Annotated in this window: 28 protein-coding genes; 13 read left to right on the forward strand and 15 right to left on the reverse strand. The window is 64.6% G+C overall.

Annotated features, from left to right (window positions below):
- Positions 1-124 precede the first annotated feature (124 nt).
- The gene (locus E0501_RS14155) at positions 125-1,768 is read left to right on the forward strand and encodes a CTP synthase (RefSeq protein ID WP_137702032.1); all 1,644 of its coding nucleotides are present in this window, start codon (positions 125-127) and stop codon (positions 1,766-1,768) included.
- Here E0501_RS14155 and E0501_RS14160 read toward each other — a convergent pair whose 3' ends face one another.
- Positions 1,769-2,308: a hypothetical protein gene (locus E0501_RS14160; protein WP_137702033.1), complete on the reverse strand. Its 540-nt coding sequence runs from the start codon at positions 2,306-2,308 to the stop codon at positions 1,769-1,771.
- A 109-nt stretch (positions 2,309-2,417) separates the two neighbouring features.
- On the opposite strand from E0501_RS14160, the gene E0501_RS14165 reads away from it, so the two are divergent.
- The 10 genes from E0501_RS14165 (at position 2,418) to E0501_RS14210 (ending at position 9,242) form a co-directional block, all read left to right on the forward strand.
- Positions 2,418-3,107, forward strand: a complete 690-nt coding sequence (locus tag E0501_RS14165; protein ID WP_137702034.1) for a hypothetical protein — start codon at positions 2,418-2,420, stop codon at positions 3,105-3,107.
- Between the two features lie 82 nt (positions 3,108-3,189).
- Positions 3,190-3,825, forward strand: coding sequence for a hypothetical protein (locus tag E0501_RS14170; protein ID WP_137702035.1), 636 nt, complete (start codon positions 3,190-3,192; stop codon positions 3,823-3,825).
- A 62-nt stretch (positions 3,826-3,887) separates the two neighbouring features.
- Positions 3,888-4,181 carry a DUF1330 domain-containing protein gene (locus E0501_RS14175; protein ID WP_137702036.1) on the forward strand — a complete coding sequence of 98 codons (294 nt, stop codon included), beginning with the start codon at positions 3,888-3,890 and terminating at the stop codon, positions 4,179-4,181.
- 4 nt (positions 4,182-4,185) lie between these two features.
- Entirely contained in the window at positions 4,186-4,629 is a 444-nt protein-coding gene (locus tag E0501_RS14180) for a tellurite resistance TerB family protein (protein WP_137702037.1), read from the forward strand.
- 5 nt (positions 4,630-4,634) lie between these two features.
- Positions 4,635-5,069 (forward strand): tellurite resistance TerB family protein, encoded by a 435-nt coding sequence (locus tag E0501_RS14185; RefSeq protein ID WP_137702038.1) that lies wholly within the window; start codon positions 4,635-4,637, stop codon positions 5,067-5,069.
- Positions 5,066-5,806 (forward strand): phosphate/phosphite/phosphonate ABC transporter substrate-binding protein, encoded by a 741-nt coding sequence (locus tag E0501_RS14190; protein ID WP_137702039.1) that lies wholly within the window; start codon positions 5,066-5,068, stop codon positions 5,804-5,806. The genes E0501_RS14185 and E0501_RS14190 overlap by 4 nt, the downstream gene beginning before the upstream one ends.
- Before the next feature lie 126 nt (positions 5,807-5,932).
- Complete coding sequence (locus tag E0501_RS14195) at positions 5,933-6,727, forward strand: ABC transporter ATP-binding protein (protein WP_137702040.1); 795 nt, start codon at positions 5,933-5,935, stop codon at positions 6,725-6,727.
- Positions 6,728-6,781: 54 nt separating this feature from the next.
- On the forward strand, positions 6,782-7,504 hold the full coding sequence (locus tag E0501_RS14200) for a transporter substrate-binding domain-containing protein (RefSeq protein WP_137702041.1): 723 nt from the start codon (positions 6,782-6,784) through the stop codon (positions 7,502-7,504).
- Positions 7,505-7,557: 53 nt separating this feature from the next.
- The gene (locus E0501_RS14205; protein ID WP_137702042.1) at positions 7,558-8,442 is read left to right on the forward strand and encodes an ABC transporter permease; all 885 of its coding nucleotides are present in this window, start codon (positions 7,558-7,560) and stop codon (positions 8,440-8,442) included.
- On the forward strand, positions 8,439-9,242 hold the full coding sequence (locus tag E0501_RS14210) for an ABC transporter permease (RefSeq protein WP_137702043.1): 804 nt from the start codon (positions 8,439-8,441) through the stop codon (positions 9,240-9,242). The genes E0501_RS14205 and E0501_RS14210 overlap by 4 nt, the downstream gene beginning before the upstream one ends.
- A 6-nt stretch (positions 9,243-9,248) precedes the next feature.
- Here E0501_RS14210 and E0501_RS14215 read toward each other — a convergent pair whose 3' ends face one another.
- The 11 genes from E0501_RS14215 to yajC form a co-directional block, all read right to left on the reverse strand.
- On the reverse strand, positions 9,249-9,806 hold the full coding sequence (locus E0501_RS14215; protein WP_137702044.1) for a DsbE family thiol:disulfide interchange protein: 558 nt from the start codon (positions 9,804-9,806) through the stop codon (positions 9,249-9,251).
- Positions 9,799-9,957, reverse strand: a complete 159-nt coding sequence (ccmD, locus tag E0501_RS14220) for a heme exporter protein CcmD (protein WP_137702045.1) — start codon at positions 9,955-9,957, stop codon at positions 9,799-9,801. The genes E0501_RS14215 and ccmD overlap by 8 nt, the downstream gene beginning before the upstream one ends.
- Complete coding sequence (locus tag E0501_RS14225) at positions 9,954-10,694, reverse strand: heme ABC transporter permease (protein WP_137702046.1); 741 nt, start codon at positions 10,692-10,694, stop codon at positions 9,954-9,956. The genes ccmD and E0501_RS14225 overlap by 4 nt, the downstream gene beginning before the upstream one ends.
- Positions 10,695-10,821: 127 nt before the next feature.
- Complete coding sequence (gene amrS, locus E0501_RS14230; RefSeq protein WP_137702047.1) at positions 10,822-11,892, reverse strand: AmmeMemoRadiSam system radical SAM enzyme; 1,071 nt, start codon at positions 11,890-11,892, stop codon at positions 10,822-10,824.
- A gap of 119 nt (positions 11,893-12,011) precedes the next feature.
- Positions 12,012-12,668 (reverse strand): heme exporter protein CcmB, encoded by a 657-nt coding sequence (gene ccmB / locus E0501_RS14235; protein ID WP_137702048.1) that lies wholly within the window; start codon positions 12,666-12,668, stop codon positions 12,012-12,014.
- The gene (gene ccmA / locus E0501_RS14240; RefSeq protein ID WP_137702049.1) at positions 12,665-13,282 is read right to left on the reverse strand and encodes a heme ABC exporter ATP-binding protein CcmA; all 618 of its coding nucleotides are present in this window, start codon (positions 13,280-13,282) and stop codon (positions 12,665-12,667) included. Before ccmA ends, ccmB begins: the two co-directional genes overlap by 4 nt.
- Before the next feature lie 172 nt (positions 13,283-13,454).
- Entirely contained in the window at positions 13,455-13,808 is a 354-nt protein-coding gene (locus E0501_RS14245; protein ID WP_137702050.1) for an Mth938-like domain-containing protein, read from the reverse strand.
- 2 nt (positions 13,809-13,810) lie between these two features.
- Positions 13,811-14,572, reverse strand: coding sequence for a sulfite exporter TauE/SafE family protein (locus E0501_RS14250; protein ID WP_137702051.1), 762 nt, complete (start codon positions 14,570-14,572; stop codon positions 13,811-13,813).
- Positions 14,565-15,533, reverse strand: coding sequence for a protein translocase subunit SecF (gene secF, locus E0501_RS14255; RefSeq protein WP_137702052.1), 969 nt, complete (start codon positions 15,531-15,533; stop codon positions 14,565-14,567). Before secF ends, E0501_RS14250 begins: the two co-directional genes overlap by 8 nt.
- 1 nt (position 15,534) lies before the next feature.
- Positions 15,535-17,196 (reverse strand): protein translocase subunit SecD, encoded by a 1,662-nt coding sequence (secD, locus tag E0501_RS14260; RefSeq protein ID WP_137702053.1) that lies wholly within the window; start codon positions 17,194-17,196, stop codon positions 15,535-15,537.
- A gap of 38 nt (positions 17,197-17,234) precedes the next feature.
- The gene (gene yajC / locus E0501_RS14265; protein WP_137702054.1) at positions 17,235-17,525 is read right to left on the reverse strand and encodes a preprotein translocase subunit YajC; all 291 of its coding nucleotides are present in this window, start codon (positions 17,523-17,525) and stop codon (positions 17,235-17,237) included.
- Between the two features lie 206 nt (positions 17,526-17,731).
- On the opposite strand from yajC, the gene serS reads away from it, so the two are divergent.
- Complete coding sequence (gene serS / locus E0501_RS14270) at positions 17,732-19,024, forward strand: serine--tRNA ligase (protein ID WP_137702055.1); 1,293 nt, start codon at positions 17,732-17,734, stop codon at positions 19,022-19,024.
- Positions 19,025-19,079: 55 nt separating this feature from the next.
- Positions 19,080-19,787, forward strand: a complete 708-nt coding sequence (locus E0501_RS14275) for a hypothetical protein (RefSeq protein ID WP_137702056.1) — start codon at positions 19,080-19,082, stop codon at positions 19,785-19,787.
- 61 nt (positions 19,788-19,848) lie between these two features.
- On the opposite strand, the gene E0501_RS14280 is transcribed toward E0501_RS14275, so the two are convergent.
- The 3 genes from E0501_RS14280 to der all read right to left on the reverse strand — a co-directional run bounded on the left by E0501_RS14280 (position 19,849) and on the right by der (position 22,949).
- Positions 19,849-20,076 carry a penta-EF hand family protein gene (locus E0501_RS14280; protein ID WP_137702057.1) on the reverse strand — a complete coding sequence of 76 codons (228 nt, stop codon included), beginning with the start codon at positions 20,074-20,076 and terminating at the stop codon, positions 19,849-19,851.
- 287 nt (positions 20,077-20,363) lie between these two features.
- On the reverse strand, positions 20,364-21,359 hold the full coding sequence (locus E0501_RS14285) for a fatty acid desaturase (RefSeq protein ID WP_137702058.1): 996 nt from the start codon (positions 21,357-21,359) through the stop codon (positions 20,364-20,366).
- Positions 21,360-21,494: 135 nt separating this feature from the next.
- A complete protein-coding gene (gene der, locus E0501_RS14290) occupies positions 21,495-22,949 on the reverse strand; it encodes a ribosome biogenesis GTPase Der (protein WP_137702059.1) in 1,455 nt (484 codons plus the stop codon).
- Positions 22,950-22,984: the final 35 nt, after the last annotated feature.

The raw sequence follows: 22,984 nt of genomic DNA on the forward strand, positions 1-22,984 counted from the left end.
GTCAGGTTGCCAATACCGGGCGAATCTGCTAACTCTCAAATCCCGTGATGCGGCGGCCTTTCGCGGCCGCTGGGACAGGATTTTCTAGGCTTCATCAGCCGCATTCACGGGGGTCATCGGCCACATGGCGCGTTACGTATTCATCACCGGCGGGGTTGTGTCGTCCTTGGGTAAGGGCCTCGCCTCTGCGGCACTTGGCGCGCTGCTTCAGGCACGCGGCTTCTCGGTCCGCCTGCGCAAGCTCGATCCCTATCTCAACGTCGATCCCGGCACCATGTCGCCGTTTGAGCATGGCGAAGTGTTCGTCACCGATGACGGCGCCGAAACCGATCTCGACCTCGGCCACTACGAGCGCTTCACCGGCGTGCCCGCCCGTAAAACCGATTCCGTCTCATCGGGCCGGATCTACACCAATGTTCTGGAAAAAGAGCGTCGCGGCGATTACCTGGGCAAAACCATCCAGGTGATCCCCCACGTCACCAACGAGATCAAGGATTTCATCGAAATTGGCGATGACGAGGTCGATTTCATGCTCTGCGAAATCGGCGGCACAGTGGGCGATATCGAAGGCCTGCCCTTCTTCGAGGCGATCCGCCAGTTCGCACAGGAAAAGCCCCGCGGCCAGTGCATTTTCATGCATCTCACACTGCTGCCCTACCTTGCCGCCAGCGGTGAGCTGAAAACCAAGCCCACCCAGCACAGCGTGAAGGAACTGCGCTCAATCGGCCTGCAACCTGACGTGCTGGTCTGCCGCTCGGAGCAGCCGATCCCGGAAAAGGAACGCGCCAAGATCGCGCTTTTCTGCAACGTCCGCCCCGAGGCGGTGATCCCCGCCTACGATCTCAGCTCGATCTACGAGGCACCGCTCGCCTATCACCGCGTCGGCCTCGACCAGGCGGTGCTGGATGCGTTCCAGATCTCGCCGGCGCCGAAACCCGACCTGTCGATCTGGGAAGATGTCTATGACCGCATCCACCACGTCGACGGCGAGGTGAACATCGCCATCGTCGGCAAGTATACGCAGCTGGAAGACGCCTACAAATCCATCAAGGAGGCGCTGACCCATGGCGGTATGGCCAACCGGGTCAAGGTCAACGTCAACTGGGTCGATGCCGAGGTCTTCGACAAGGAAGACGCCGCGCCCTACCTCGAAGGGTATCACGCCATCCTCGTGCCAGGCGGCTTTGGCGAACGCGGCACCGAAGGCAAGATCAAGGCCGCGCAATTCGCCCGCGAACGCAAGGTGCCATATCTCGGCATTTGTCTCGGCATGCAGATGGCGGTGATCGAGGCCGCCCGCAACGCCGCCGGCATCAAGGATGCCGGCTCCGAGGAATTCGACCACGAAGCCGGCAAGAAACGTTTCACCCCTGTCGTCTATCACCTCAAGGAATGGGTGCAGGGCAACTACACCGTGAAGCGCTCGGCCAGTGACGACAAGGGTGGCACCATGCGGCTCGGCGCCTATGATGCCACACTGGCCGAAGGCTCGAAAGTGGCGCAGGTCTATGGCACCACCGCGATCGAGGAACGCCACCGCCACCGCTACGAGGTCGATATCAAGTATCGCGACAAGCTTGAAAAATGCGGGCTCAGCTTCTCGGGCATGTCGCCCGACGGACGGCTGCCGGAAATCGTCGAATGGTCCGATCACCCGTGGTTCATCGGCGTGCAGTTCCACCCCGAGCTCAAGTCGAAACCCTTCGCGCCGCACCCGCTCTTCGCGGATTTCGTGCGCGCCGCGGTCGAAAGCTCGCGACTGGTCTGATCAGGGGTTGAGCAGCGGCCTGACCATCTGTCCAAGCGAAAACCGCGCTTCTGGCTCGGCTTCAAGCGGCTCGGACGGTTCGGAACGATGCGGGTGCAGGATCGGCTCCAGCGTTTCTTCGTCGAACACCCACCGGCCGCGGCGGCGGTCGGCCACGTCTTCCTGCTGATAATAGATCCAGGCGTGCAGCTTGCTCAGCCCGTCCTGGCGCATCTCGATGGTCCCGGGCAGGTAGAACCCCGCGTTGACCCGCTGCGCGATGGAATCGAGCAATCGGCAGATGCCGCGATGGCTGGCCGGCACATCGGAATTCGGCACATAGTTGAAGCGCATCGGATCGCCGTTGAAAAACGCGCTCAGCGCCGCGCTCATATCCAGGCCCTTCTGCGCCATGGCCCACCCCAGAACACTCTCGTGGAACAGCGACCAGTCATAGCTGCGCAAAAGCTGGTTCAACTGCGCGGTCGTGGCCTTGCGCACCGCGCGCAGCTGCTCGTCTTCGCCGGCCTCATTCCAGTCAATATCGGCAAAGGCTGCCATTTTCGGGTTCCCTAGGTAAGCTTGAAACTGGCGCCAATCTGCCGGTTCAACTGGCCCAAACTTGGGAGCAATTGTGACAGCACTACGGAATCTCGCCTGCAACGTGTGGATGGCATTAACCTTACTCTCGTCTCCGGCTGTCGCGCAGGCCATCGGGCGCGTCGATTATTTCCAGCTGGAAAAACAGCTGGATGGCCGCGTGGGCTTTGAAATCCTGCCGCAGAGGGCCGAGCCGGGCTTCAACCTCGATGCCCCGCTGCGCGAAGGCCGCGTTAACATTGCGCAGCATTTTGCAGGCATGGCCCCGGCGATCCTCACCGACCGGCGTGGCGGGCGATTCGACACGGCAGGCGCCCGGCCACCGCAGGCTCCGCTGCGCGCGCGTCCCGGCCCACCCGGCAGCAACCTCTCGGTCGCCTATCACCGCGGCCTGGGTTCTAACGCGCTCTTTCCACTGGGTCCCGCGGGTTTCCCCGCACTTCAGGCGCGCGGCGAAGGCGCCATCGCGATCCTGTTCGACCATGATCAGCAGGCCACGGGGTTCGTTCTGCATACCGATTATCCCGCCCCCTTGGGCACCGACAGTGGCCCGCGCGGTGGCGTCCGCGTCCGCTTCTATACCCGCGACGGGCGGCTTCTCGCCATCCATGATCACACCCTGCCGCGCGGCCGCTCGGCACTGGGCTATGCGCAAACCGCTGCAGGGCCCGGCATTGCCGGGATGCTGATCACCAACACCGATCCCGGCGGCATCGCCATCGACGATATCCTTTATGCCCGCCTGCCGCCGTTGGGCTGACGCAGATTTTATGTCCTATCGGCCCGGTGCCGGATTATACTACGCCATGGTTCGCCTCATTGCACCTTTCCTGGCCCTCGCCATGACAGCCCTTGCCCCGCTTGCCCGCGCCGACGCCGCCTGCGATGCGCCAGTCTGTCTCGTGTCGCGCGACAGCCTCGCCCTCAGCCACCTGATCGATTTCGAGGACATTCCCAATTCCATGGGCATCGGCACCGCGATCGACGCGCTGCTCGCCCGGCCGGGGGCGCGGTTCGGCGAACGATTTGCTGGCCAGGCGCTCCTGGTCGAGGGCGATTACGACCGCGTCGAAGGTCTGGCCCGTCCACCACTGACCGCCCTGCCCGGCGCGCCGGGGCAAAGCCTCGGTGCGATGCGCCTGCCCGGCACCGTGGTGCTGCACGGGCTGGGCCAGCGCGGCTTTCCCCGCGACGCCGCCGCCGGCGAAGGCATGATCGCGATCGAGTTCGAACATGACCACGGCGCACTGGCCTTCGATCTTCGGGGCGGCGAACAGGGCCACGCGACGGTCATCTTCCTGCGCCGCGACGGCAGCGAGATCGCCCGGCTCTCCATTGGCCCCTTGGCTGAGGAAAGTTACGGCTTCCTGCGCAACGCGGCCCAGCCCGACATCGCCGGCATCCTCATCCTGAACTCCGATCCCCAGGGCATCGCCATCGACAATCTGGCCTTCGATGACCCGCGTTTGACAGGTTGACCCCTTGACCCTGCCCCGGGCGCATCGCAGCATCCGGCAACACGCAACAGAAGGAACGCAACATGCCAAAGGGCTACTGGATCGGGCGCGTCGATGTCGATGATATCGACGCCTACATGAAATACGTCGAAGCCAATGCAAAACCCTTTGGTGAATACGGTGCGCGCTTCCTGGTGCGCGGCGGGCAGTTCGAAAACCCCGAAGGCACCGCGCGCTCGCGCAATGTCGTGATCGAGTTTCCCTCCTACCAGGCCGCGCTCGACTGCTACAGCTCCGAAAGCTACCAGGCCGCCAAGGCCCTGCGCGATCCGGTCTCGACCGGCGACATCATCATCATCGAAGGCTACGACGGCTGATCAAATGCCCATCGTTCAACGCATCCTGTCGGTTTTCTCGCACCACGCGCCCGCGCCGCTGCCCGAGCCCGATGCGCGGCTCGCCCTGGGCGCGCTTCTTGTCCGCGTGGCCAAGTCCGACGCCACCTACCGGGTCGAGGAAATCGCCCGGATCGACCGCATCCTCGCGGCCGCGAACGATCTGAATGCGGTCGAGGCCGCCAAGATGCGCGCCACCTGCGAAAAGCTCGAAAAGCAGGCGCCCGAAACCGAACGCTTCGCCGCGCTGATCCGCGAAACCGTTGCGCATGAGGGCCGGCTGGAGAAGCTGCGCGCGCTCTGGCAGGTCACGCTGGCCGACGGGCTGGAGCGCCCCGAGGAGATCGGCGTGATCGACACCGTGCGCGAAGCGCTCGGTCTCAGCCCCGAAGACAACGCCGCCGCCCGCGCCGCCGCCGAGGAAGGCTGACACCGATGTTCGCCGACTTCCTGCGCAGGCTCACCGCACCCCAACCCGGCCAACTTGGCGATGAAGACGCCCGGCTTGCGCTGGCCGCGCTTCTCGTCCGCGTGGCCCGTTCCGATCACGACTATGCCCAGGTCGAGATCGACCGCATCGACCGCATCCTCTCCACCCGCTACGACCTTTCGCCGTTCGAGGCCGCCGCGCTCCGGCAAGAGGCCGAAACGCTCGAGGCCGAGGCCCCCGACACTGTGCGCTTTACCCGCGCGATCAAGGACGCAGTGCCGCACGAGGACCGCCTAGCCGTGCTCACCGCGCTGTGGCAGGTGGTGCTGGCCGATGGCAGCCGCGACATGCACGAGGACACGCTGTTGCGCGTGGTGGCCAACCTCCTGGGCATCAGCGACCGCGACAGCGCCGTCGCCCGCCAAAGGGCCGGGGGATGATCGCCGCCCTGCCGATGTATGACAGGCCGGAAACCGCCGCCGCGAATGACCGGCTGTGGCAGGCGATCCGCGCCCATCTGGGCCATGGTCCCCAGGCCCTGACCCGCGACATGGATGTCTGGGACATCTGGCAAAACCCCGACCTGTTACTGGCGCAAACCTGCGGTTATCCCTACCGCGCGCGCCTGCACGGCGCGGTCACACTGGTCGGTACACCCGATTATGGCCTGCCCGGCTGCCCGCCGGGCCACTATTGTTCCGTCTTCGTCGCCCGCGCTGATGATCCCGTCGACACGCTTGACGCCTTTTCCGGGCGCCGGTTCGCCTACAACGAAGCGCTGTCCCAATCCGGCTGGGCGGCGCCCGCCACCCACATGGCCGGGCTTGGCCTCGCACCGGGTCCGCTCATCAAGACCGGCGCACACCGCGCCTCGGCGCGCGCCGTGGCCGAGGGCCGGGCCGATTTCGCCGCGCTCGACGCGGTGACATGGACGCTGATCCAGGCGCATGACAGCTTTGCCGCAAACTTGCGTGAAATCACTCGCACCCGGCCGACGCCCGGCCTGCCGCTGATCACTGCGAAAACCCGCGATCCCGCGCCGCTCTTTGCCGCCACGCGCCAGGCCATCGCCGATCTTTCCGACGCGGATCGCCCCCTCCTGCATATCAGAGATCTCATCGCCATTCCGGCCCGCGCCTATCTCGACGTGCCGAACCCGCCCCCGCCGCGCCCCTGACGCCGCCCAAATCTGCGGCAATTCCGCTTTCCCGGGCCGAGCCTTGGCATTGCTCATTGCATCCGCCCCGTTTTTGGGCCCTACTCTCTCGTTGAAACCGCTCATCGAATTAACGAACGGACAACCGTGCCCCAAGACGCTGCCCAGGATACCACGCCCCCGGTTATCGAAGTCCGCAACCTGTTCAAGGCCTTCGGCTCGCTCGAAGTGATCAAGGGCGTCAGCATCACCGCGCACAAGGGCGACGTTATTACGCTCATCGGCTCATCAGGCTCGGGCAAATCCACCATCCTGCGCTGCATCAACCTGCTTGAAAACAGCCAGCAGGGCGAAATCCTGTTCCAGGGCGAACCCGTGAAATGGAGGGGCGAGGGCCACCACCGCCACCCGGCCGATCCCAAGCAGGTGGTGCGCATCCGCACCAACCTCAGCATGGTGTTCCAGCAGTTCAATCTCTGGTCGCACCTGACCGTTGCGCAAAATGTCATGGAGGCCCCCGTCACCGTGCTGGGCCGCCCTCGTCACGAGGCCGAGGACTCCGCCCGCCGCTATCTTGAAAAGGTCGGCATCGGCGAAAAGGCAGATGCCTGGCCTGCACAGCTGTCGGGTGGCCAGCAACAGCGCGCCGCCATCGCCCGCGCCCTGGCAATGGAGCCCGAGGCGCTGCTATTCGACGAACCCACCTCGGCGCTCGATCCCGAACTGGAACAAGAGGTTGTGAGAGTCATCAAGGACCTTGCCGCAGAAGGCCGTACGATGATGATCGTCACTCACGACATGAAACTGGCGCAAGACGTCTCAGACCACGTGATCTTTCTGCATGACGGACGAATCGAAGAAGAAGGCCCGCCCGATCAGATGTTCGGAAATCCGCAATCCGAACGGCTCAAGGGCTTTCTTTCCTCAACCGTTCATGCCTGAGAAGAATGCGGGAAATCTTTGAAAGTACTCGACAAACCACTAAGGGAGCAAACCATGAAAAAACTGATCCTGACCACGGCCGCGCTGGCGCTTTCCGCCGGCATGGCGCTCGCCGGAAGCCACGGCCAGACCGTGCGCCTTGGCACCGAAGGGGCCTATGCGCCCTGGAACTTCATCAACGACAAGGGCGAGGTCGACGGCTTCGAGCGCGAACTGGGCGACGAGCTCTGCAAGCGCGCCGAGCTGACCTGCGAATGGGTCACCAATGAATGGGATTCGATCATTCCCAACCTCGTGTCTGGCAACTATGACGTGATCATCGCGGGCATGTCGATCACTGACGAACGCGAAGAGGTGATCGACTTCACCCAGGCCTACACCCCGCCGGATCCTTCGATCTATATCTCCTTGGACGAGGGTCTCGATGTCGAAAAAGCCGTGATCGCAGCTCAATCCACCACGATTCAGGCCGCCTTCATTGCAGAAAAGGGATGGCAACTCATCGAGTTCGCCACTGCCGAGGAAACCGTCGCCGCTGTGCGCAACGGCGAAGCCGACGCGGTTCTGGCTGACGAAGCCTATCTCAAACCCTTCGAAGGGCAGGACGGCCTCGTGGTCCTCGAACGCACCGAGATGATCGGTGGCGGCGTCGGCCTCGGCCTGCGCGAAAGCGACACCGAGCTGAAGGAAAAGCTCAACGCGGCCATCCAGTCGATGAAGGATGACGGCTCGCTCAACGAGCTCATCGTCAAATGGGAAGTGGCTTCCACCTGGTAAGCCCCTGACGGCCCCCGCGTTACCGCGCGGGGGCCCTTTTCTCCGGGACATCCATGTTCGATTTCTGCACCGATCCCGACACGCTGGGCACATTCCAGTGGTTTGCCTGCTACCTGACCACGGGCAAGCATATGGGCATGTACTGGTCGGTTCTGACCGTGCTGGTATTGCTGGCCATCACCGCCCCCGCGGCGCTGCTCTTCGGCTTTTTCGGTGCCCGGGCGGCGCGCTCGCGCATCCTGCCTCTGTCCTGGCTCGGCAAGGGCTATATCGCCATCACCCGTGGCGTGCCCGACATCGCCTTCTTCATGTTCTTCGTGATCGCGCTGGACCAGATGTTCGAATATGCCCGGCACAAGATCAAATGCCCCGACTGGACCGAGCCCGTGCGCCAGGGCAACGATTTCATCGTCTGCACCCAGGCCAAGCTGCCACTGGGCAACTCGCCGCAATGGGTGCATGAAACCTACGGCTTCTTCCTCGCAGTACTGACTTTCGCCATCGTTTTCGGCGCCTTCACCGCCAACGTGCTCTACGGCGCCATGCGCGCCGTGCCCCGCGCCCAGATGGAAACCGCCGAGGCCTATGGCATGTCGCGCCGTCAGGCCTTCTGGCGCGTGCTGGTGCCGCAGATGTGGGTCTATGCGATCCCCGGCCTGGGCAACCTCTGGATGATCCTGATCAAGGCCACCCCCCTTCTCTTCCTTCTCGGGGTCGAGGATATCGTCTACTGGGCCAAGGACCTGGGCGAAACCAAACACGCCCGCTTCACCGACTACCCGCATGGCGACTGGCGTATCTGGTACTTCCTGGCGCTGCTGGTCTTCTATCTCGCCTTCACCTGGGTCTCGGAAAAATTTATCGCCCGGCTCACCCGGCGGCTGTCCCACGGGCAGGCCACGCTTGGCGGCGATGCGCAGCGAAAGGCAACGGCATGAGCTGCTTGCAAACCATCCAGGACTATGCCCTGCGGTCGATCGGCATCGGCGAACGCCTCCTGCCGAGGAGTGACTTCACCCTCTGCCAGCAGTTTACCCTGATCGGCTCGGGGATGATCTGGAATATCTATTTCGCCGTGCTGGCGCTGCTCATTGGCTTCTTCATCGCCTCGGCCGTGGCGGTGGGCAAGAATGCCGGCCCCGCCTGGATCCGCAAACCCTGCGAATGGTTCATCTTCATCTTCCGCGGCTCGCCCCTGTTCATCCAGTTCTTCTTTGCCTATTTCATCTTCCTGTCGATCAAGAAGGCAGGCTACATGCCCTGGCTGACCTCGGCGCAGGCCGGCGCGCTGGTGGTTCTGATCCTCAATACCGCCGCCTACTCTGGTGAAATCTTCTATGGCGCGCTACGCGCGGTCCCGCGCGGCGATGTCGAGGCCGCAGATGCCTATGGCATCTCCGGCTGGCCGCGTTTCCGCCGCATCCTCTGGCCGACAATGATGCGGCTCGGCTGGCCCGCCTACACGAACGAGGCGATCTTTCTCTTCCACGCCACCACGCTGGTCTTTTTCTCGGCCTTCCCGACGCTGGGCCAGCGCGGTGATGCGCTCTACTACGCCAGCTATTTCGCCGACAAGACCTTCAACCCATTCATCCCCTACCCGATCCTGGCGGGCTATTTCATCCTGTTCTCGCTTTTGATCATCGGGCTGTTCGGCCTGATCAACCGCCACCTCAATCGCCACCTGCCACAGGAATCGCGCCGCGGCCTGCGTATCCGTCCCAACCTGATGCGATGAGCCGCGTCAGCTCGACGGCATTTCGCCGACCTTGGCCTTCTCGATCGCCGGCAGGATCGTCTCGTTCAGCACCCGCTGCGTGATCGGACCGGCAAAGCGCATCACCACCCGCCCGTTGGCGTCGATGATAAAGGTCTCCGGCGCGCCATAGACACCCCAGTCGATCTTGGTGCGCGCGGTCTTCGCCTCGCCCAGGTGGGAAAACGGATTGCCGTCCTCTTCCAGATAGGCCAGCGCCCGCGCCGTGGTGTCGTCGAAATTGATCCCGTGCAGCGGCACATCCAGGTTGTCGCGCATCCACAACAGCGTCGGATGCTCGGCCCGGCAGGCCACGCACCAAGTGCCCCAGAAATTCACCAGCTTCACGGTCGGCTGCGCCAGAACCTCGTCGGTCAGAAGCGGCGTTTCCCCCAGTTGCGCCAGTTCCACCGGCGGCGCCTGTTTGCCCACCAACTGCGACGGCAACTCGTCGGGATTGTCCCGCTTCATTCCGAAATAGAACAACGCCGCCAGCGCCGCAAAGACCAGCGGCGGCGCCACCATCATCGGGCTGAGCTTAGCCATTCTGCTTCCTCCGCACTTCCACCTCGTCAAGCTGCGCCTTCACCTTGCGCGACCGCCGCAGGCTCAACCACACCAGCGAGAAGATCAGCACCAGAGAGACCGCGTAAGACGACAGCACGGCTTCCGCATATTTTCCCAGTTCCAAGTTCATCCCAGGCGCTCCCGTGCCAAAAGCGCCCGCATCCGGCGGGCGCGGATTTCGGTATTGGTGCGAATGATCACCAGCACCACGAAGAACAGGACGAACCCCGCGATACAAACCACCAGCGGCAGGTAATAGGACGGGTCCAGCGGATCTTTCTCACCCACCTTCATGATCGTCGAATCCTGGTGCAGCCCCTGGTTCCAGAATTTCACCGCATAGCGGCTCAGAACCGCAAACACCGAACCCACAAGGCACAGCACGCTGGTCAGGTCGGCCGCCGTGTCATCGTTCTCGATCGCCGCCCACAGCGCCATGTAGCCCAGGTAAAAAAGGAACAGGATCAGGAACGAGGTCAGCCGCGGATCCCAGGCCCACCAGGTGCCCCACATCGGCTGGCCCCAGATCGCCCCGGTGGCCAGCGCGATCACCGTCATCACCGCGCCGATCGGCGCCGCCGCCCGCGCGGCCAGAGCGCTCACATGGTGGCGCCGCACGATCCACACCAGCGAGGTCACCAGCATCATCACCCAGATATTGATCGCCATCATCGCGCTGGGCACGTGGATGAACATGATCTTCACGGTCGAACCCTGGCGGTAATCATTGGGCGTGAAGAAGAACCCCCAGATCAGCCCCCCCACGAAAAAGATCAGCGTCGCAACCGCGAAGAACGGCAGAAGTCGCTCGGTCGTGCGCATGAATTTCAGCGGGTTGGCATATTCCCACAGCGCGTTCAGGTTCATGATGTGACGGTCCTTCGTCCTGTTTGACCCGCCTCATGCCGCGGCGCGGACAGGCCCGCCTTGATCTGCCTTAAATCGCGGCGCATTTCCAGCCTGAAAGGTTCACAAAATCATCACCTTTGCCGCATCATGCCCCGATCAGGTGCACCGGCTGGCGTTTGCGTCCCCATGTGCCGGGCGGGCCGTCGAAAACACCGGGCATCTGCGTGCCGCAGTCCAGGCACCGCCCCTGCCCGTCCAGCTTCCAGTCCGAAATCAGGTGCCAGTCGCGCTCGATCACGCGCGCCCCGCAGCCCGCGCAATAGCTCGACTGCGCCTCGTCGTGATTGACGTTGCCGATATAGACGTGGCGAATACCCGCCTCTTTCGCCACCGCCCGCGCGCGCAACAGCGTCTCCACCGGAGTGGCATCGCGGTCCATCATCCGGTGATCGGGGCGGAACGCGGTGAAATGCACCGGCACGTCCTGCCCGCAGGTCTCCACGATCCAGCGGCTCATCTCCTCGATCTCACCCACCGCATCGTTCTCGCCCGGAATCAGCAGCACGGTCAGCTCCACCCAGCAGCCCGCCTCGTTCACCGCATAGGCGATATTGTCCAGCACCGGGCCCAGTTCCGCGCCCGTCAGCCTGCGATAGAACCGGTCGGTAAAGCCCTTGAGGTCGATATTCACCGCGTCCATCGCGCCAAAGAACTCCGCGCGCGCCTCTTCGGTCACATAGGCGGCGGTCACGCCCACGTTCTTCACGCCCCGCGCGCGGCAGGCCTCCGCGATATCCACGGCATATTCCAGGAAAATCACCGGATCGTTGTAGGTATAGGCGACCGACCGGCAGCCGGCGTTCCGCGCCGCCCGCGCAATCGTCTCCGGGCTCGCCTCCTGCGCCAGGAGATCCGTGTCACGGCTCTTTGACATCTCGTGGTTCTGGCAGAACTTGCAGGCCAGGTTGCAGCCTGCCGTGCCGAAACTCAGCACCGGCGTGCCCGGCAGAAAATGGTTGAGCGGTTTCTTCTCGATCGGATCGATGCAGAACCCCGACGACCGACCATAGGTGTCCAGCACCAGATGGTCGCCCTCGCGCATGCGCACGAAGCACATACCGCGCTGACCATCGCGCAGCGCACAGAGCCGCGGGCACAGATCGCAGACGATCCGCCCATCCTCGGCCATGTGCCAGTATCGCGCCAATTTGCCCATGACCAGAAGATAAGCGCGCGCGCCCGCAATTCCAGACCGATCCCCTGCTTCATCTGACCGAAAATATCTCGGGGAGCGCGAGGGGCAGCGCCCCTCGCTCCCGCCAGTGCACCCGCGTCTCAGCGCAGGTTCACGCGCAACACCGCCGCGCTGGCAAAGGGCAACAGCGCGATCACCCCCGCGCTGATCCCCGCCAGCATCAGAAGCGGCGTCGCGATCTCGGCCCCTTCCGCCCCGCGCCGCGCCACCTCGGCGCCGAAAATCAGCGTCGGCACGTAAAGCGGCAACACCAGAAGGCTCATCAGCAACCCGCCGCGCTTCAACCCCACGGTGAGCGCCGCGCCGAAGGTGCCCACCACCGACAGCGCCGGCGTGCCCAGCAGCAGCGACAGGACCAGCGGACCATAGCCCGCCTGCGGCAGGCTCATCAGCACGCCGAAAAGCGGGCTCGCGATCACCAGCGGCAGGCCGGTGGTGATCCAGTGCGCCAGCGCCTTCATCGTCACGATCCCTTCCAGCGGCAGGGGCGATGTCGCCAGCAGGTCGAGACTGCCATCCTCCCAGTCCAGCGCGAAAATCCGGTCCAGCGACAACAGGCAGGCCAGAAGCGCCCCCAGCCACAGGATGCCCGGCGCGATCTTCGACAAGAGCCCGGTCTGAGGCCCAACGCCAAAGGGCACCAGCGTCACCACGATCAGGAAAAAGGCAAGCCCCAGGCCAAAGCCCCCGCCCGCCCGCATCGCAAGCCGCAGATCGCGGATCAACAGCGCGATCACAGGAACACCTCGTCGAAATGCTCGTCCTTCGGCGCGCGCGCCTTGAAGGGCCCCACATCCAGCACCTCCGCCTCGTCCAGACCCAGGTCGATATGCGTCGCGATCAGTGCCATGCCGCCCCCGGCCAGGTGCGCGCGGATCGCCGCGCCGAACATCGCCACCGCGTCCACGTCGAGCGAAACCGTCGGCTCGTCCAGCACCCACACAGGCCGCCCCGTCACCAGCAGCCGCGCCAGCCCCAGCCGCCGCTTCTGCCCCGCCGAGAGCGCGCCCGCGGGCCGGTCACGCAGCTCGCGCAGGGCAAACCCCTCCAGCGCCGGTTCGATCGTCCCGGTGCCGAAAACCGCCGCCCAGAAGGTCAGGTTCTCCTCCACGCTCAGCGTCGCCTTCAACCCGTCGGCATGGGCGGCATAGGCCATCGCCTCGCGGTCCAGCCCGATTTCGCCCGCCAGCGGTGGCTGCAGCCCGGCCACCGTGCGCAACAGCGTCGTCTTGCCGATCCCGTTCGGTCCGCGCAAAATCAGCGAGCGGCCGGGCTTCACCGCAAAGTTCAGCCCCTCCAGCACGGGAATGCCGCCACGGGCGACGGCCAGATCGGTCACACGCAATTCCATGGCCTTGCCTTACCCCATGCCGCGAAGGGAAAAAACCCTGCTCTTTCTTGGCACTAAATACTCGCCTGCCCGCCGCGGGCCGCAGGCCCCACGCCTGCCGTACAGGCGCAGGGCCGCCGCCGAGGCGCGGGGTGGGCGGGTGGGCGCGCCGGGGCGGCGGCCCTTGCCCCATTCACACCGGGTAGGCCGCCATTGCCACGCGCCGACCCTCGGCGGCCAGCACGTTCCAGGTGCGGCAGGCGGCCGGCGTGTTCATCACCTCCGCGCCCATGCCCGCCGCCTCGATCGCATCGCGCAGATCGGGCGCGATATGCGCGATCTCGGCGCCGGTGCCGAAAAAGATCACGTCGATCTCGCCCGCCAGCGCCAGCACCGCCTCGCGGTCCTCGTAGCCGCCCCAGCTGCGTACGCCGGTCAGGGTCAGCAGCACCGGCCCCTCGCAGACCTCGCCCCCGATGCGGAAAAACCCCGGGCCATAGCCGTCGATCGGGGTCACGTCTCCGAACTGCGTTTCGGTCAGTTTCATCGTCAGCCTCCGTTCAGCACGCCCGCCAGCCCCGACAGCGCCGAGGCCGCGATGATGGCATAGGCCACCCAGCGATAGAGCCTTTCATAGCCGGGCCGGAAAATCCACCAGCCCACCGCGTTGCCCGCCAGGTAGGGCAACGCCGCCATCAGCCCCAGCACCAGCGGCATCCCCAGGAGCCGCCCCAGCGCGGCAAAGACCACCAGCATCGCCACATCGAAGAAATAGAGAAAGGTGGTGTTGTTGGCGCGGATCACCGTCGCGGGATGCGGGCTCGCCATGTAAAGCAGGATCACCGGCGGCCCCGGCAGGCCCACCGCGCCCCCCAGGAACCCGCCCAGCCCCCCCGTGGCATAGATCAGCGGCGGCCGCATCGGCCCGTGATAGCGCACACCCGCCACCAGCAAGACCAGCAGCACCAGGCTCAGCAGCGACACGGCAAGCTTGAACACCGACGGATCGACCCAGAACAGAACCGCCAGCCCCACGGGCAGCGCCACGAGCATCCCCGCCACCAGCCGTGCCAGGTCCTTCGGGTGCCCCTCGCGGATCGCACGCGGGATGATCGGCAGCGGCCCGATCACATCCATCACCAGCAGGATGATGATGCTCCACACCGGCTCGACCACCTGGGCCGCCACCGGCAGGAAAATCATCGCCGTGCCGAAGCCGGCAAACCCCCGCACGATCCCGGCCACGAAGGCCGCCGCGAAAAGCCACCAGACGCCCGCAAGCGCCAGCGCGCCCGCGACGATCTCAGGCATCTATGTTGGCATATTGCGTGCCCGCGTTGGCATCCGGCTTCGACCAGTCGCGCTTCACGCCCAGCCACAGCAGGATCGCGCTGGCCACGAAGATCGACGAATAGGTGCCCACGATCACGCCCCAGATCATCGCGAAGACAAAGCCGCGGATCACGTCGCCGCCCAGCACGAACAGCGCGATCAGCGCCAGAAGCGTGGTGACCGAGGTCATCATCGTCCGGCTCAGCGTTTCGTTGATCGAGATGTTGAGCACCTCTTTCAGCGGCATCTGCTTGTATTTGCGCAGGTTCTCCCGCACGCGGTCGAAAACGACCACGGTATCGTTCAGCGAATACCCCACGATGGTCAGAAGCGCCGCGATGATCGCGAGGTCGAACCGGATCTGCAGCTCGCTGAATATCCCGATGGTCAGCAGAACGTCATGCACCAGCGCGGCCACCGCGCCCAGCGCGAACTGCCATTCAAAGCGCAGCCAGATATAGACCAGCACCGCGCCGATGGCCAAAAGCACCGCGATCACTGCCGTCTGGATCAGCTCGCCCGAGACCTTGGGCCCCACCGATTCCACGCTGACGAACTGGATGTCCGGCACCACGCCCGCCAGTGCCGCCTCGACCGCTTCGATCACCTCGGGGCTCACGGCTTCCTCGCCGTCCTGCGCCTGGATGCGGATCATCGAGACGTTCTGGTCCAGCCCGAAGGTCGGGTCGAACACTTCCGTGATCGAAACATCGCCCAGCTCCAGCGCGTCGATCGCGCCTCGATAGACACCAATGTCGATCGGCTGCGCGCTTTCCGTGCGGATCGTCGTGCCACCGCGGAAATCGATGCCATAGTTCAGCCCCTGCACCAGGAAGCTGGCAAAGGCCACCACCATCAGCAGCGCCGAGATGCCCAGCCACAGCTTCGAGCGGCTGAAGAAATCCCACTTGGTCTCTTTCGGAACGAGTCTCAGGCGCATCTCACACCTCCAGCGTTTTCGGGCGGCGGCGTTCGAACCAGATCACCACCATCAGCCGCGTGACAAAGATCGCCGTGAAAACCGAGGTCAGGATGCCCAGCCCCAGCGTGATGGCAAATCCCCGCACCGGGCCCGAGCCCACGGCATAGAGGATCACCGCGGTAATGAATGTGGTGATATTGGCGTCGATGATCGCCGACAGCGCCTTTTCATAGCCCAGGTCGATCGCCCGCGCCGGGCCCTTCGCGGTTTTCAGCTCCTCGCGAATCCGCTCGAAGACCAGCACGTTGGCGTCCACCGCCATCCCCACGGTCAGAACGATGCCCGCGATCCCCGGCAGGGTCAGCGTCGCCCCGATCAGGCTCAGCAGGCCGAAGATCAGCCCGATATTGATGATCAGCGCTACGTTCGCGAAGACGCCGAACAGGCCATAGCTCAGCGCCATGAAGACCAGCACGGCGACGAAAGCCACGATCGTGGCAACCTTGCCCGCCTCGATGCTGTCGGCGCCCAGTTCCGGCCCGATGGTGCGCTCTTCGAGGAAATCCAGCCCCGCCGGCAGCGCGCCCGCGCGCAGCAGCACGGCCAGTTCCGTCGATTCCTCCAGCGTGAACCGTCCGGTGATGATGCCCGAGCCGCCGGGGATGTGGTCCTGGATGGTCGGCGCGCTGATCACTTCGTTGTCCAGCACGATGGCAAAGGGCTTGCCGATGTTTTCCGCCGTGTAATCGCCAAAACGCCGCGCGCCCGACGGATCGAAGCGGAAGGTCACCGCCGGCCGGCCGTTCTGGTCGAAACTGGGCTGCGCGTCGACCAGGTCCTCGCCGGTCACCACCGGTGCGGATTCCAGCACGTAGAACTGGCCCTGCTCGTCGCGCGACGGCACCAGTTGCTCGCCCGGGCCGGGGTTGGTGTTTTCGTCCGCGGTGCGCGTCACCACCGGCTGAAAGGTCAGCTGCGCCGTGGTGCCGATGATCCGCTTCAGTTCCGCCGCGCTGCCCACGCCCGGCACCTGGATCAGGATCCGTTCGGCGCCCTGCCGCTGGATCGTCGGCTCGCGCGTGCCCACCTCGTCGATCCGGTTGCGGATGATCTCCAGCGCCTGGCGCACCGTGCGGTCATCCGTGGCCAGCTTCTCGGCATCGCTCAGCTGAACGATCACCATGTCGCCCTCGGTGCTTACCGCGATATCGCTGGCGCCCGCGCCGGTCAGGCTCGCCACCGGGCGGGCCAGCCCCCGCACCAGCGAGGCCGCGCGCTCAACCTGGTCGGCCTCCGAGATGCGAATGCGCAGCTCCTCGTCCGCGCCCGGTTGCAGGCGGATCGTGCCGATCGTCGCGCGCTCCTCGCGCAGCATGTCGCGGATTTCCGGCCACATCGCCTGGATACGGGCCTTGTAGACATCCTGGACCTTCACCTCGGCCAGCAGATGCGCCCCGCCGCGCAGGTCAAGCCCCAGGTTCACCAGCCCGGAAGGAAGCCAGTCGGGCCACATCCCCACCTGGGCCTCCAGCCCCGCCGCGTCTCCGCCCGCCTCGATGGCCGCCAGCGCGTCGTTGTGGGTTTCGACCCGCGTGTAGAACGCGTTGGGCAACGCCAGGATCAGGCCGACCACGACGGTCGCCCAGATCAGAACGCGTTTCCAGGTATCGATCTGAAGCATGGATGCGCCCCCGCGCCGCTGTTAGTGAGCCCTCGGGCTCAGGATTGCGCCGGTTCGGTCTTGTTCAGCACCTGTGCGATCGTGGCCTTGACCACCCGCACCTTGACGCCATCGGCGATCTCAACCTCGATCTCGCCGTCTTCCTTCACCTTGGCCACCTTGCCGATGATGCCGCCCTGGGTGATCACCTGGTCGCCCCGGCGCAGCGCCTCGACCATCTGCTGGTGCTCTTTCATTTTCTTCTGCTGCGGCCGGATCAGCAGGAAATACATGATCGCGAAGATCAGGATGAGCGGGAGAAACGAGGCAAATGCGCCGCCACCTTCCATGGGAAACCCTTTCCATATTTGGCATGCAGCGGGCTACCGCCCGCGCGAAGTTTGGCGGAACCTATGCCCGCGCGCGCCCCTTTGCAATCCCCGTAGGGTGGGTTTTCAACCCACCTTCCCCGCCCTATTCAATCCCCCGTTTACCATCCCCCCTTAAATCGTCCATAAGACCGCCACGATAAACCCGAGTCAGAAGGACCAGACCGATGCATGACATTCGTGCCATCCGCGAAAATCCCGCCGCCTTCGATGCGGCCGTCGCCCGCCGCGGGGATGCGCCGGTTTCGTCCGAGATTCTGAAGATCGACGAGGCGCGCCGCGCCAAGATCCTCGCCTCCGAGACCGCCCAGGCGGCACAGAACAAGGCCGCCAAGGAAATCGGCGCCGCCAAGGCCGCCGGCAACGATGCGGAATTCAACCGCCTGCGCGAGGAAGTGTCGGCCAAAAAGGCCGAAGTGGCCCAGATGCAGGCCGAGGCGAAGGAGCTCGACCAGAAGCTCAATGACCTGCTCGCCACAATCCCCAACCTGCCCTACGAGGACGTGCCTCAAGGCGCGGATGAAGAGGACAACGTGGAAATCCACCGCTGGGGCACGCCGCGTAGCTTCGATTTCCAGCCGAAAGAGCATTACGAGATCGACGGCGTGAAACCCGGCATGGATTTCGAAACCGCGGCAAAACTCTCCGGTTCGCGCTTCGTGGTCCTCTCGGGCGCCATCGCCCGCATTCACCGCGCGCTCGCACAATTCATGATCGACACCCATGTCGAGGAAAACGGCCTGCAGGAAACCTGGACCCCGGTGCTCGTACGCGAGGACATGATGTATGGCACCGGCCAGCTGCCCAAGTTCGGCGAGGACAGCTATCAGACCACCAACGGCTGGTGGCTGATCCCGACCTCCGAGGTGACACTGACCAACATCGTCAACGGCGAAACCGTGGACGAGTCCAGCCTGCCGCGCCGCTACTGCGCGCATTCGCAATGCTTCCGCTCCGAGGCGGGCAGCGCCGGCCGTGACACGGCCGGCATGCTGCGCCAGCACCAGTTCGAAAAGGTCGAGATGGTCTCGATCACACATCCCGACCACTCGCGGGACGAGCTCGACCGGATGACCGGCTGTGCCCAGGGCATCCTGGAAAAACTCGGCCTGCCCTACCGCACCGTTGTCTTGTGCACCGGCGACATGGGCTTTGGCGCACGCCGCACCCACGATATCGAGGTCTGGCTGCCAGGCCAGGACACCTATCGCGAAATCTCCTCGGTGTCGGTCTGCGGCGATTTCCAGGCGCGGCGGATGAATGCCCGGTTCAAACCCGCCGACGGTGGCAAGCCGCAATTCGTCCATACTCTGAACGGCTCGGGCCTGGCCGTTGGCCGCTGCCTGATCGCGGTTCTGGAAAACGGCCAGCAGGCGGATGGCTCGGTCGAGCTGCCGGGCGCCCTGCACCCCTACCTGCGCGGCAAGACGCGACTTGCGGCAGACGGGCAACTGGTCTGAATTTCGTGAACAGCGGGGCTTGCGCGGTAACGCGCCTGCCCCGATTGTCCGGCGCATGAACCTCACAGCGCTTCTCACCTTCCTGGCCGCCGTGGCCTTTGCCGTTTCTCCCCTGCTCAGTTCGGGCTTCAACGGCTTCACCCCCGACCAGTTTCCGGTGCCGCAGAACGACCCGCCGGTGCAGCCCGAAGGCTATGCCTTCTCGATCTGGGGCATCATCTATCTCTGGCTGATCATCGGCGCGGGCTTCGGCCTGTTGCGCCGGCCCCGGGCCCCCGGATGGGAAACCGCCCGGCCCATGCTGTTTCTCAGCCTCGTCGCCGGCGCCTTCTGGATTCCGCTCGCGCAGGTCTCGGTGTTCTGGGCGACGGTGCTGATCTTCGTCATGCTGCTGGCCGCGCTCGCCGCGCTCTACCGCGCCGGGGTCGAGGATCGCTGGCTCCTGCGCGAACCCATCGGCCTCTATGCCGGCTGGCTCACCGCCGCCTCGTCGGTCTCGGTCGGGCTGATGCTTGCAGGGTTCGGCGTCACCGGCCCCACGACCGCCGCGATCATCTCACTCGGCCTTGCGCTCCTGATCGCGATCAGCGTGCTCAGCCTGCGCCGCGACAGCTTTGCTTATGCCTTCGGCGTGATCTGGGCGCTCACCGGCGTCATTGCGTCCAACCTGGACCCGTTCAACATCCTGGTCGCCGGCCAGGCCGGCCTTGGCGTGCTTTGCGTTCTGATCCTGGCCCTGCGCAACGAATCCCAGCGACAGTAAAAGAAAACCCCGGCGCCGTTGCCGGCCCCGGGGTCCAGGATAAAACCAAAGGCGCTGGGGATCAGCCTTCGATTACCCCGTTTTCGATCGCGTCGTTCAGCTCGACCTCGTCGATCTCGCCATCTTCGTTGGCATCCATGTCGGCGAACTGCTCTTCCGTCAGGTTGGGATAAGCTTCCGACATTTCTTCCATCGAGAACGTGCCATTGCCGTCGCTGTCCACGGGGGCAGCAAATGCCTGGGTCGCGGCCAGAACCGCAGCACCCAGCACAAGGATATGTGCTTTCATTTCCGTAAGGTCTCCAAGGGCGGCCTCACGCCGCCACGGGTCAAAGGCGAACTTGCCTTCACGCGCGATATCCTCCTCCGCCCCGAGTCGTGCAAGTGGATTCGTTTCGCCCGCACCTGCCATCGGCGCCATTTGGCCGATGCGCGCGCCGCGTTAACCCCTGCCCGCGGGCCGCGGCCGCGCGATGTTAACCTTTTCGCCGGTGCACGGGCCGTGCACGCACTGTGCACGCATCGTGCCTGACGCCCTCGGGCGTCAGGCACGACCGTTCGGTAAGATTAATGAATTTATTCCGCCGGCGTGTTAACCGCCTGCCCGGCCGCGCCACGCGCCGCGGCAAAGGTCACCATCCGCCGCGATTGCTCGTCATAAAGCTTCCAGCCATAGCAGCTCATCGCCTCGCGAAACCCGATCTCGTAACTGTGCAGGAGGTCGCCCGCCTCCTCGAAGCAGCGCTTCAGGTTGTAGCACGGAATATTGGCGTTCAGGTGATGCAGGTCATGATAGGCGATGTTCAGCGTCAGCCGGTCGAACAGGTCGCCAAACCGCAGCACGGATGACCCCTGAAGCGCACCTTTTTCATAGGTGTAGTCGGGCTTGCGGCCCCAATAGACCTGCTCGAAATTATGCACCACGTAAGGGATGACCGCGCCAAAGGTCGCGCCGACATAGATCGACCCCAGCAGTACCAGAACACCGGCCCAGCCCGCAGCCCAGTAAAGCCCCGCGAAATAGGCAAGGATTGCCAGATCATGCAGGACCACGTCCCAGATGCCGGTCTTGAACGCATGGCGCGGGAACCGCCGCAGGATCAGGTAAAGCACGAATGGCCCAACCACCAGAAGCGTGAACGGGCTGCGATAGAACCGGTACCACAACCGCCGGCCCAGCGGCGCGTTGCGGTATTCCTCGATCGTCATGATGTCGATCTCGAATGCCTCGCGATGGTCCAGGTCGCCCACATGGGCGTGGTGCAGGTTGTGATTGTATTTCGTTGCCTGGTACGGCGTCATCGAGATCGGGGAAATAAGCGTGCCAACGATATCGTTCATCCGACGCGACGCAAAAAAGGCCCGGTGCATGCAATCGTGCTGGATCATATAGACGCGCACACCGAACAGCCCCGCCAGCGCCGTCAGCGGAATGACAAGCCACCAGGTTCCCGCCCAGGTGATCGCCAGCCCCAGGCTCAGCGCATACCCCGTCATCGTGACGAACAATTCCCACCACGCGATCCGGTCGTTCTTCTGCGTGTACTGGCGCGAAAACTCACGAATATTCATGAAAACCGTTCCCCCCGTTCTTTACCTGCGGCTTAGAAAAAACCGGCGGCCGCCTTCTATCAATCGACGGGGGCAGGTTAACGCCCACTGCTCAACTCGCAAGTAGGAAAAACCCTGCCCGTGGCCCGCGCGGTCTCAGCCGCGGCGCCCCTCAAGGTGCTTGCGCAGCTTCGACGGCGCCTTCTTTTTGCGGCCCTTGTAGGGGTTCTTGTCGCCCTGTCCGCGCATGGTCAGGCGGATCGGCGTGCCCGGCATGTCGAAATCCTCGCGCAGCCCGTTGACCAGGTAACGCGAATAACTTTCGGGCATCTTGTCGGGGTGGCTGCACATCACCACGAACCCCGGCGGCCGCGTCTTGGCCTGGGTGATATAGCGCAGCTTGATCCGCTTGCCCTGCGGCGCGGGCGGCGGATGCGCCTCGATCATGTCGCCCAGCCAGCGGTTCAACGCGGCGGTCGGCACGCGCCGGTTCCACACGTCATAGGCCCGCATCACCGCCTGGTGCAGCCGGTCCAGCCCCCGGCCCGTCTTGGCCGACACGGTGACCAGCGGCGCACCCTTCAACTGCGGCAACAGCCGCTCGAAGGCCTCCTTCAGGTCGCGCAGCTTCTGCTGTTTCTCGGGCTCCACGTCCCACTTGTTCACCGCGACCACAACGGCGCGGCCTTCGCGCTCGGCCAGGTCCGCGATGCGCAGGTCCTGTTGCTCAAAGGGGATCGCCGCATCCAGCAGCACGATCACCACCTCGGCGAATTTCACCGCCCGCAGGCCGTCGGCCACCGAGAGTTTTTCAACCTTGTCCTGCACCTTGGCGCGCTTGCGCATGCCCGCGGTGTCGAAAATCCGCACTGGCGTGCCGTCCCAATCGAGGCTCAGCGAAATCGCGTCCCGCGTGATCCCCGCCTCAGGCCCGGTCAGCAGACGATCTTCGCCCAGTATCTTGTTGATGAGGGTCGATTTTCCAGCGTTTGGCCGGCCCACCACGGCGATCTGCAATGGCTTGGCCTTGGTGGGTTGCGGCACGGCCTCGAGGTCCTCGCCCTCCTCAACCGTCACGTCTGTCTCCGGGGACTGCTCGGCGGCGCGATCGGCATATTCATCGGCCAGCGGCGACAGCACGGTATAAAGCTCGTTCATGCCCTCGCCATGCTCGGCCGAAAGGCGGATTGGCTCGCCCAGGCCCAGCGCATAGGCCTCCAGCACGCCGGCGTCGGCCGCCGCGCCCTCGGCCTTGTTGGCGGCCAGGATCACGTGCGCGCTGCGCTTGCGCAGGATGTCGGCAAACACTTCGTCTGCCGGCGTCACGCCCACCCGCGCATCGATCATGAAGAGGCAGATATCGGCCATGTCCACCGCGCGCTCGGTCAGCCGCCGCATCCGGCCCTGCAGGCTGTCATCGGTCGCCTCTTCCAGCCCCGCCGTGTCGATCACGGTGAACCGCAGATCGCCCAGCCGCGCCTCGCCCTCGCGCAGGTCGCGCGTCACCCCGGGCTGGTCATCGACCAGCGCAAGGCGCTTGCCGACCAGCCTGTTGAACAGGGTCGACTTGCCCACATTGGGACGTCCCACGATGGCGAGGGTAAAGGTCATGTTTCATGCTCCAGGGCGTATCAGGCCGCCCCGAT

This window comes from Marimonas lutisalis, assembly GCF_005434965.1.
Classification (GTDB): Bacteria; Pseudomonadota; Alphaproteobacteria; order Rhodobacterales; family Rhodobacteraceae; genus Marimonas_A; species Marimonas_A lutisalis.

Excerpts from the sequence above, each read along its gene's own strand:
- E0501_RS14155 (WP_137702032.1), top strand. The coding sequence starts at position 125 with ATGGCGCGTTACGTATTCATCACCGGCGGGGTTGTGTCGTCCTTGGGT.
- E0501_RS14160 (WP_137702033.1), bottom strand. The coding sequence starts at position 2,308 with ATGGCAGCCTTTGCCGATATTGACTGGAATGAGGCCGGCGAAGACGAG.
- E0501_RS14165 (WP_137702034.1), top strand. The coding sequence starts at position 2,418 with ATGGCATTAACCTTACTCTCGTCTCCGGCTGTCGCGCAGGCCATCGGG.
- E0501_RS14170 (WP_137702035.1), top strand. The coding sequence starts at position 3,190 with ATGACAGCCCTTGCCCCGCTTGCCCGCGCCGACGCCGCCTGCGATGCG.
- E0501_RS14175 (WP_137702036.1), top strand. The coding sequence starts at position 3,888 with ATGCCAAAGGGCTACTGGATCGGGCGCGTCGATGTCGATGATATCGAC.
- E0501_RS14180 (WP_137702037.1), top strand. The coding sequence starts at position 4,186 with ATGCCCATCGTTCAACGCATCCTGTCGGTTTTCTCGCACCACGCGCCC.
- E0501_RS14185 (WP_137702038.1), top strand. The coding sequence starts at position 4,635 with ATGTTCGCCGACTTCCTGCGCAGGCTCACCGCACCCCAACCCGGCCAA.
- E0501_RS14190 (WP_137702039.1), top strand. The coding sequence starts at position 5,066 with ATGATCGCCGCCCTGCCGATGTATGACAGGCCGGAAACCGCCGCCGCG.
- E0501_RS14200 (WP_137702041.1), top strand. The coding sequence starts at position 6,782 with ATGAAAAAACTGATCCTGACCACGGCCGCGCTGGCGCTTTCCGCCGGC.
- E0501_RS14205 (WP_137702042.1), top strand. The coding sequence starts at position 7,558 with ATGTTCGATTTCTGCACCGATCCCGACACGCTGGGCACATTCCAGTGG.
- E0501_RS14210 (WP_137702043.1), top strand. The coding sequence starts at position 8,439 with ATGAGCTGCTTGCAAACCATCCAGGACTATGCCCTGCGGTCGATCGGC.
- E0501_RS14215 (WP_137702044.1), bottom strand. The coding sequence starts at position 9,806 with ATGGCTAAGCTCAGCCCGATGATGGTGGCGCCGCCGCTGGTCTTTGCG.
- ccmD (WP_137702045.1), bottom strand. The coding sequence starts at position 9,957 with ATGAACTTGGAACTGGGAAAATATGCGGAAGCCGTGCTGTCGTCTTAC.
- E0501_RS14225 (WP_137702046.1), bottom strand. The coding sequence starts at position 10,694 with ATGAACCTGAACGCGCTGTGGGAATATGCCAACCCGCTGAAATTCATG.
- amrS (WP_137702047.1), bottom strand. The coding sequence starts at position 11,892 with ATGGGCAAATTGGCGCGATACTGGCACATGGCCGAGGATGGGCGGATC.
- ccmA (WP_137702049.1), bottom strand. The coding sequence starts at position 13,282 with ATGGAATTGCGTGTGACCGATCTGGCCGTCGCCCGTGGCGGCATTCCC.
- E0501_RS14245 (WP_137702050.1), bottom strand. The coding sequence starts at position 13,808 with ATGAAACTGACCGAAACGCAGTTCGGAGACGTGACCCCGATCGACGGC.
- E0501_RS14250 (WP_137702051.1), bottom strand. The coding sequence starts at position 14,572 with ATGCCTGAGATCGTCGCGGGCGCGCTGGCGCTTGCGGGCGTCTGGTGG.
- secF (WP_137702052.1), bottom strand. The coding sequence starts at position 15,533 with ATGCGCCTGAGACTCGTTCCGAAAGAGACCAAGTGGGATTTCTTCAGC.
- secD (WP_137702053.1), bottom strand. The coding sequence starts at position 17,196 with ATGCTTCAGATCGATACCTGGAAACGCGTTCTGATCTGGGCGACCGTC.
- yajC (WP_137702054.1), bottom strand. The coding sequence starts at position 17,525 with ATGGAAGGTGGCGGCGCATTTGCCTCGTTTCTCCCGCTCATCCTGATC.
- serS (WP_137702055.1), top strand. The coding sequence starts at position 17,732 with ATGCATGACATTCGTGCCATCCGCGAAAATCCCGCCGCCTTCGATGCG.
- E0501_RS14275 (WP_137702056.1), top strand. The coding sequence starts at position 19,080 with ATGAACCTCACAGCGCTTCTCACCTTCCTGGCCGCCGTGGCCTTTGCC.
- E0501_RS14280 (WP_137702057.1), bottom strand. The coding sequence starts at position 20,076 with ATGAAAGCACATATCCTTGTGCTGGGTGCTGCGGTTCTGGCCGCGACC.
- E0501_RS14285 (WP_137702058.1), bottom strand. The coding sequence starts at position 21,359 with ATGAATATTCGTGAGTTTTCGCGCCAGTACACGCAGAAGAACGACCGG.
- der (WP_137702059.1), bottom strand. The coding sequence starts at position 22,949 with ATGACCTTTACCCTCGCCATCGTGGGACGTCCCAATGTGGGCAAGTCG.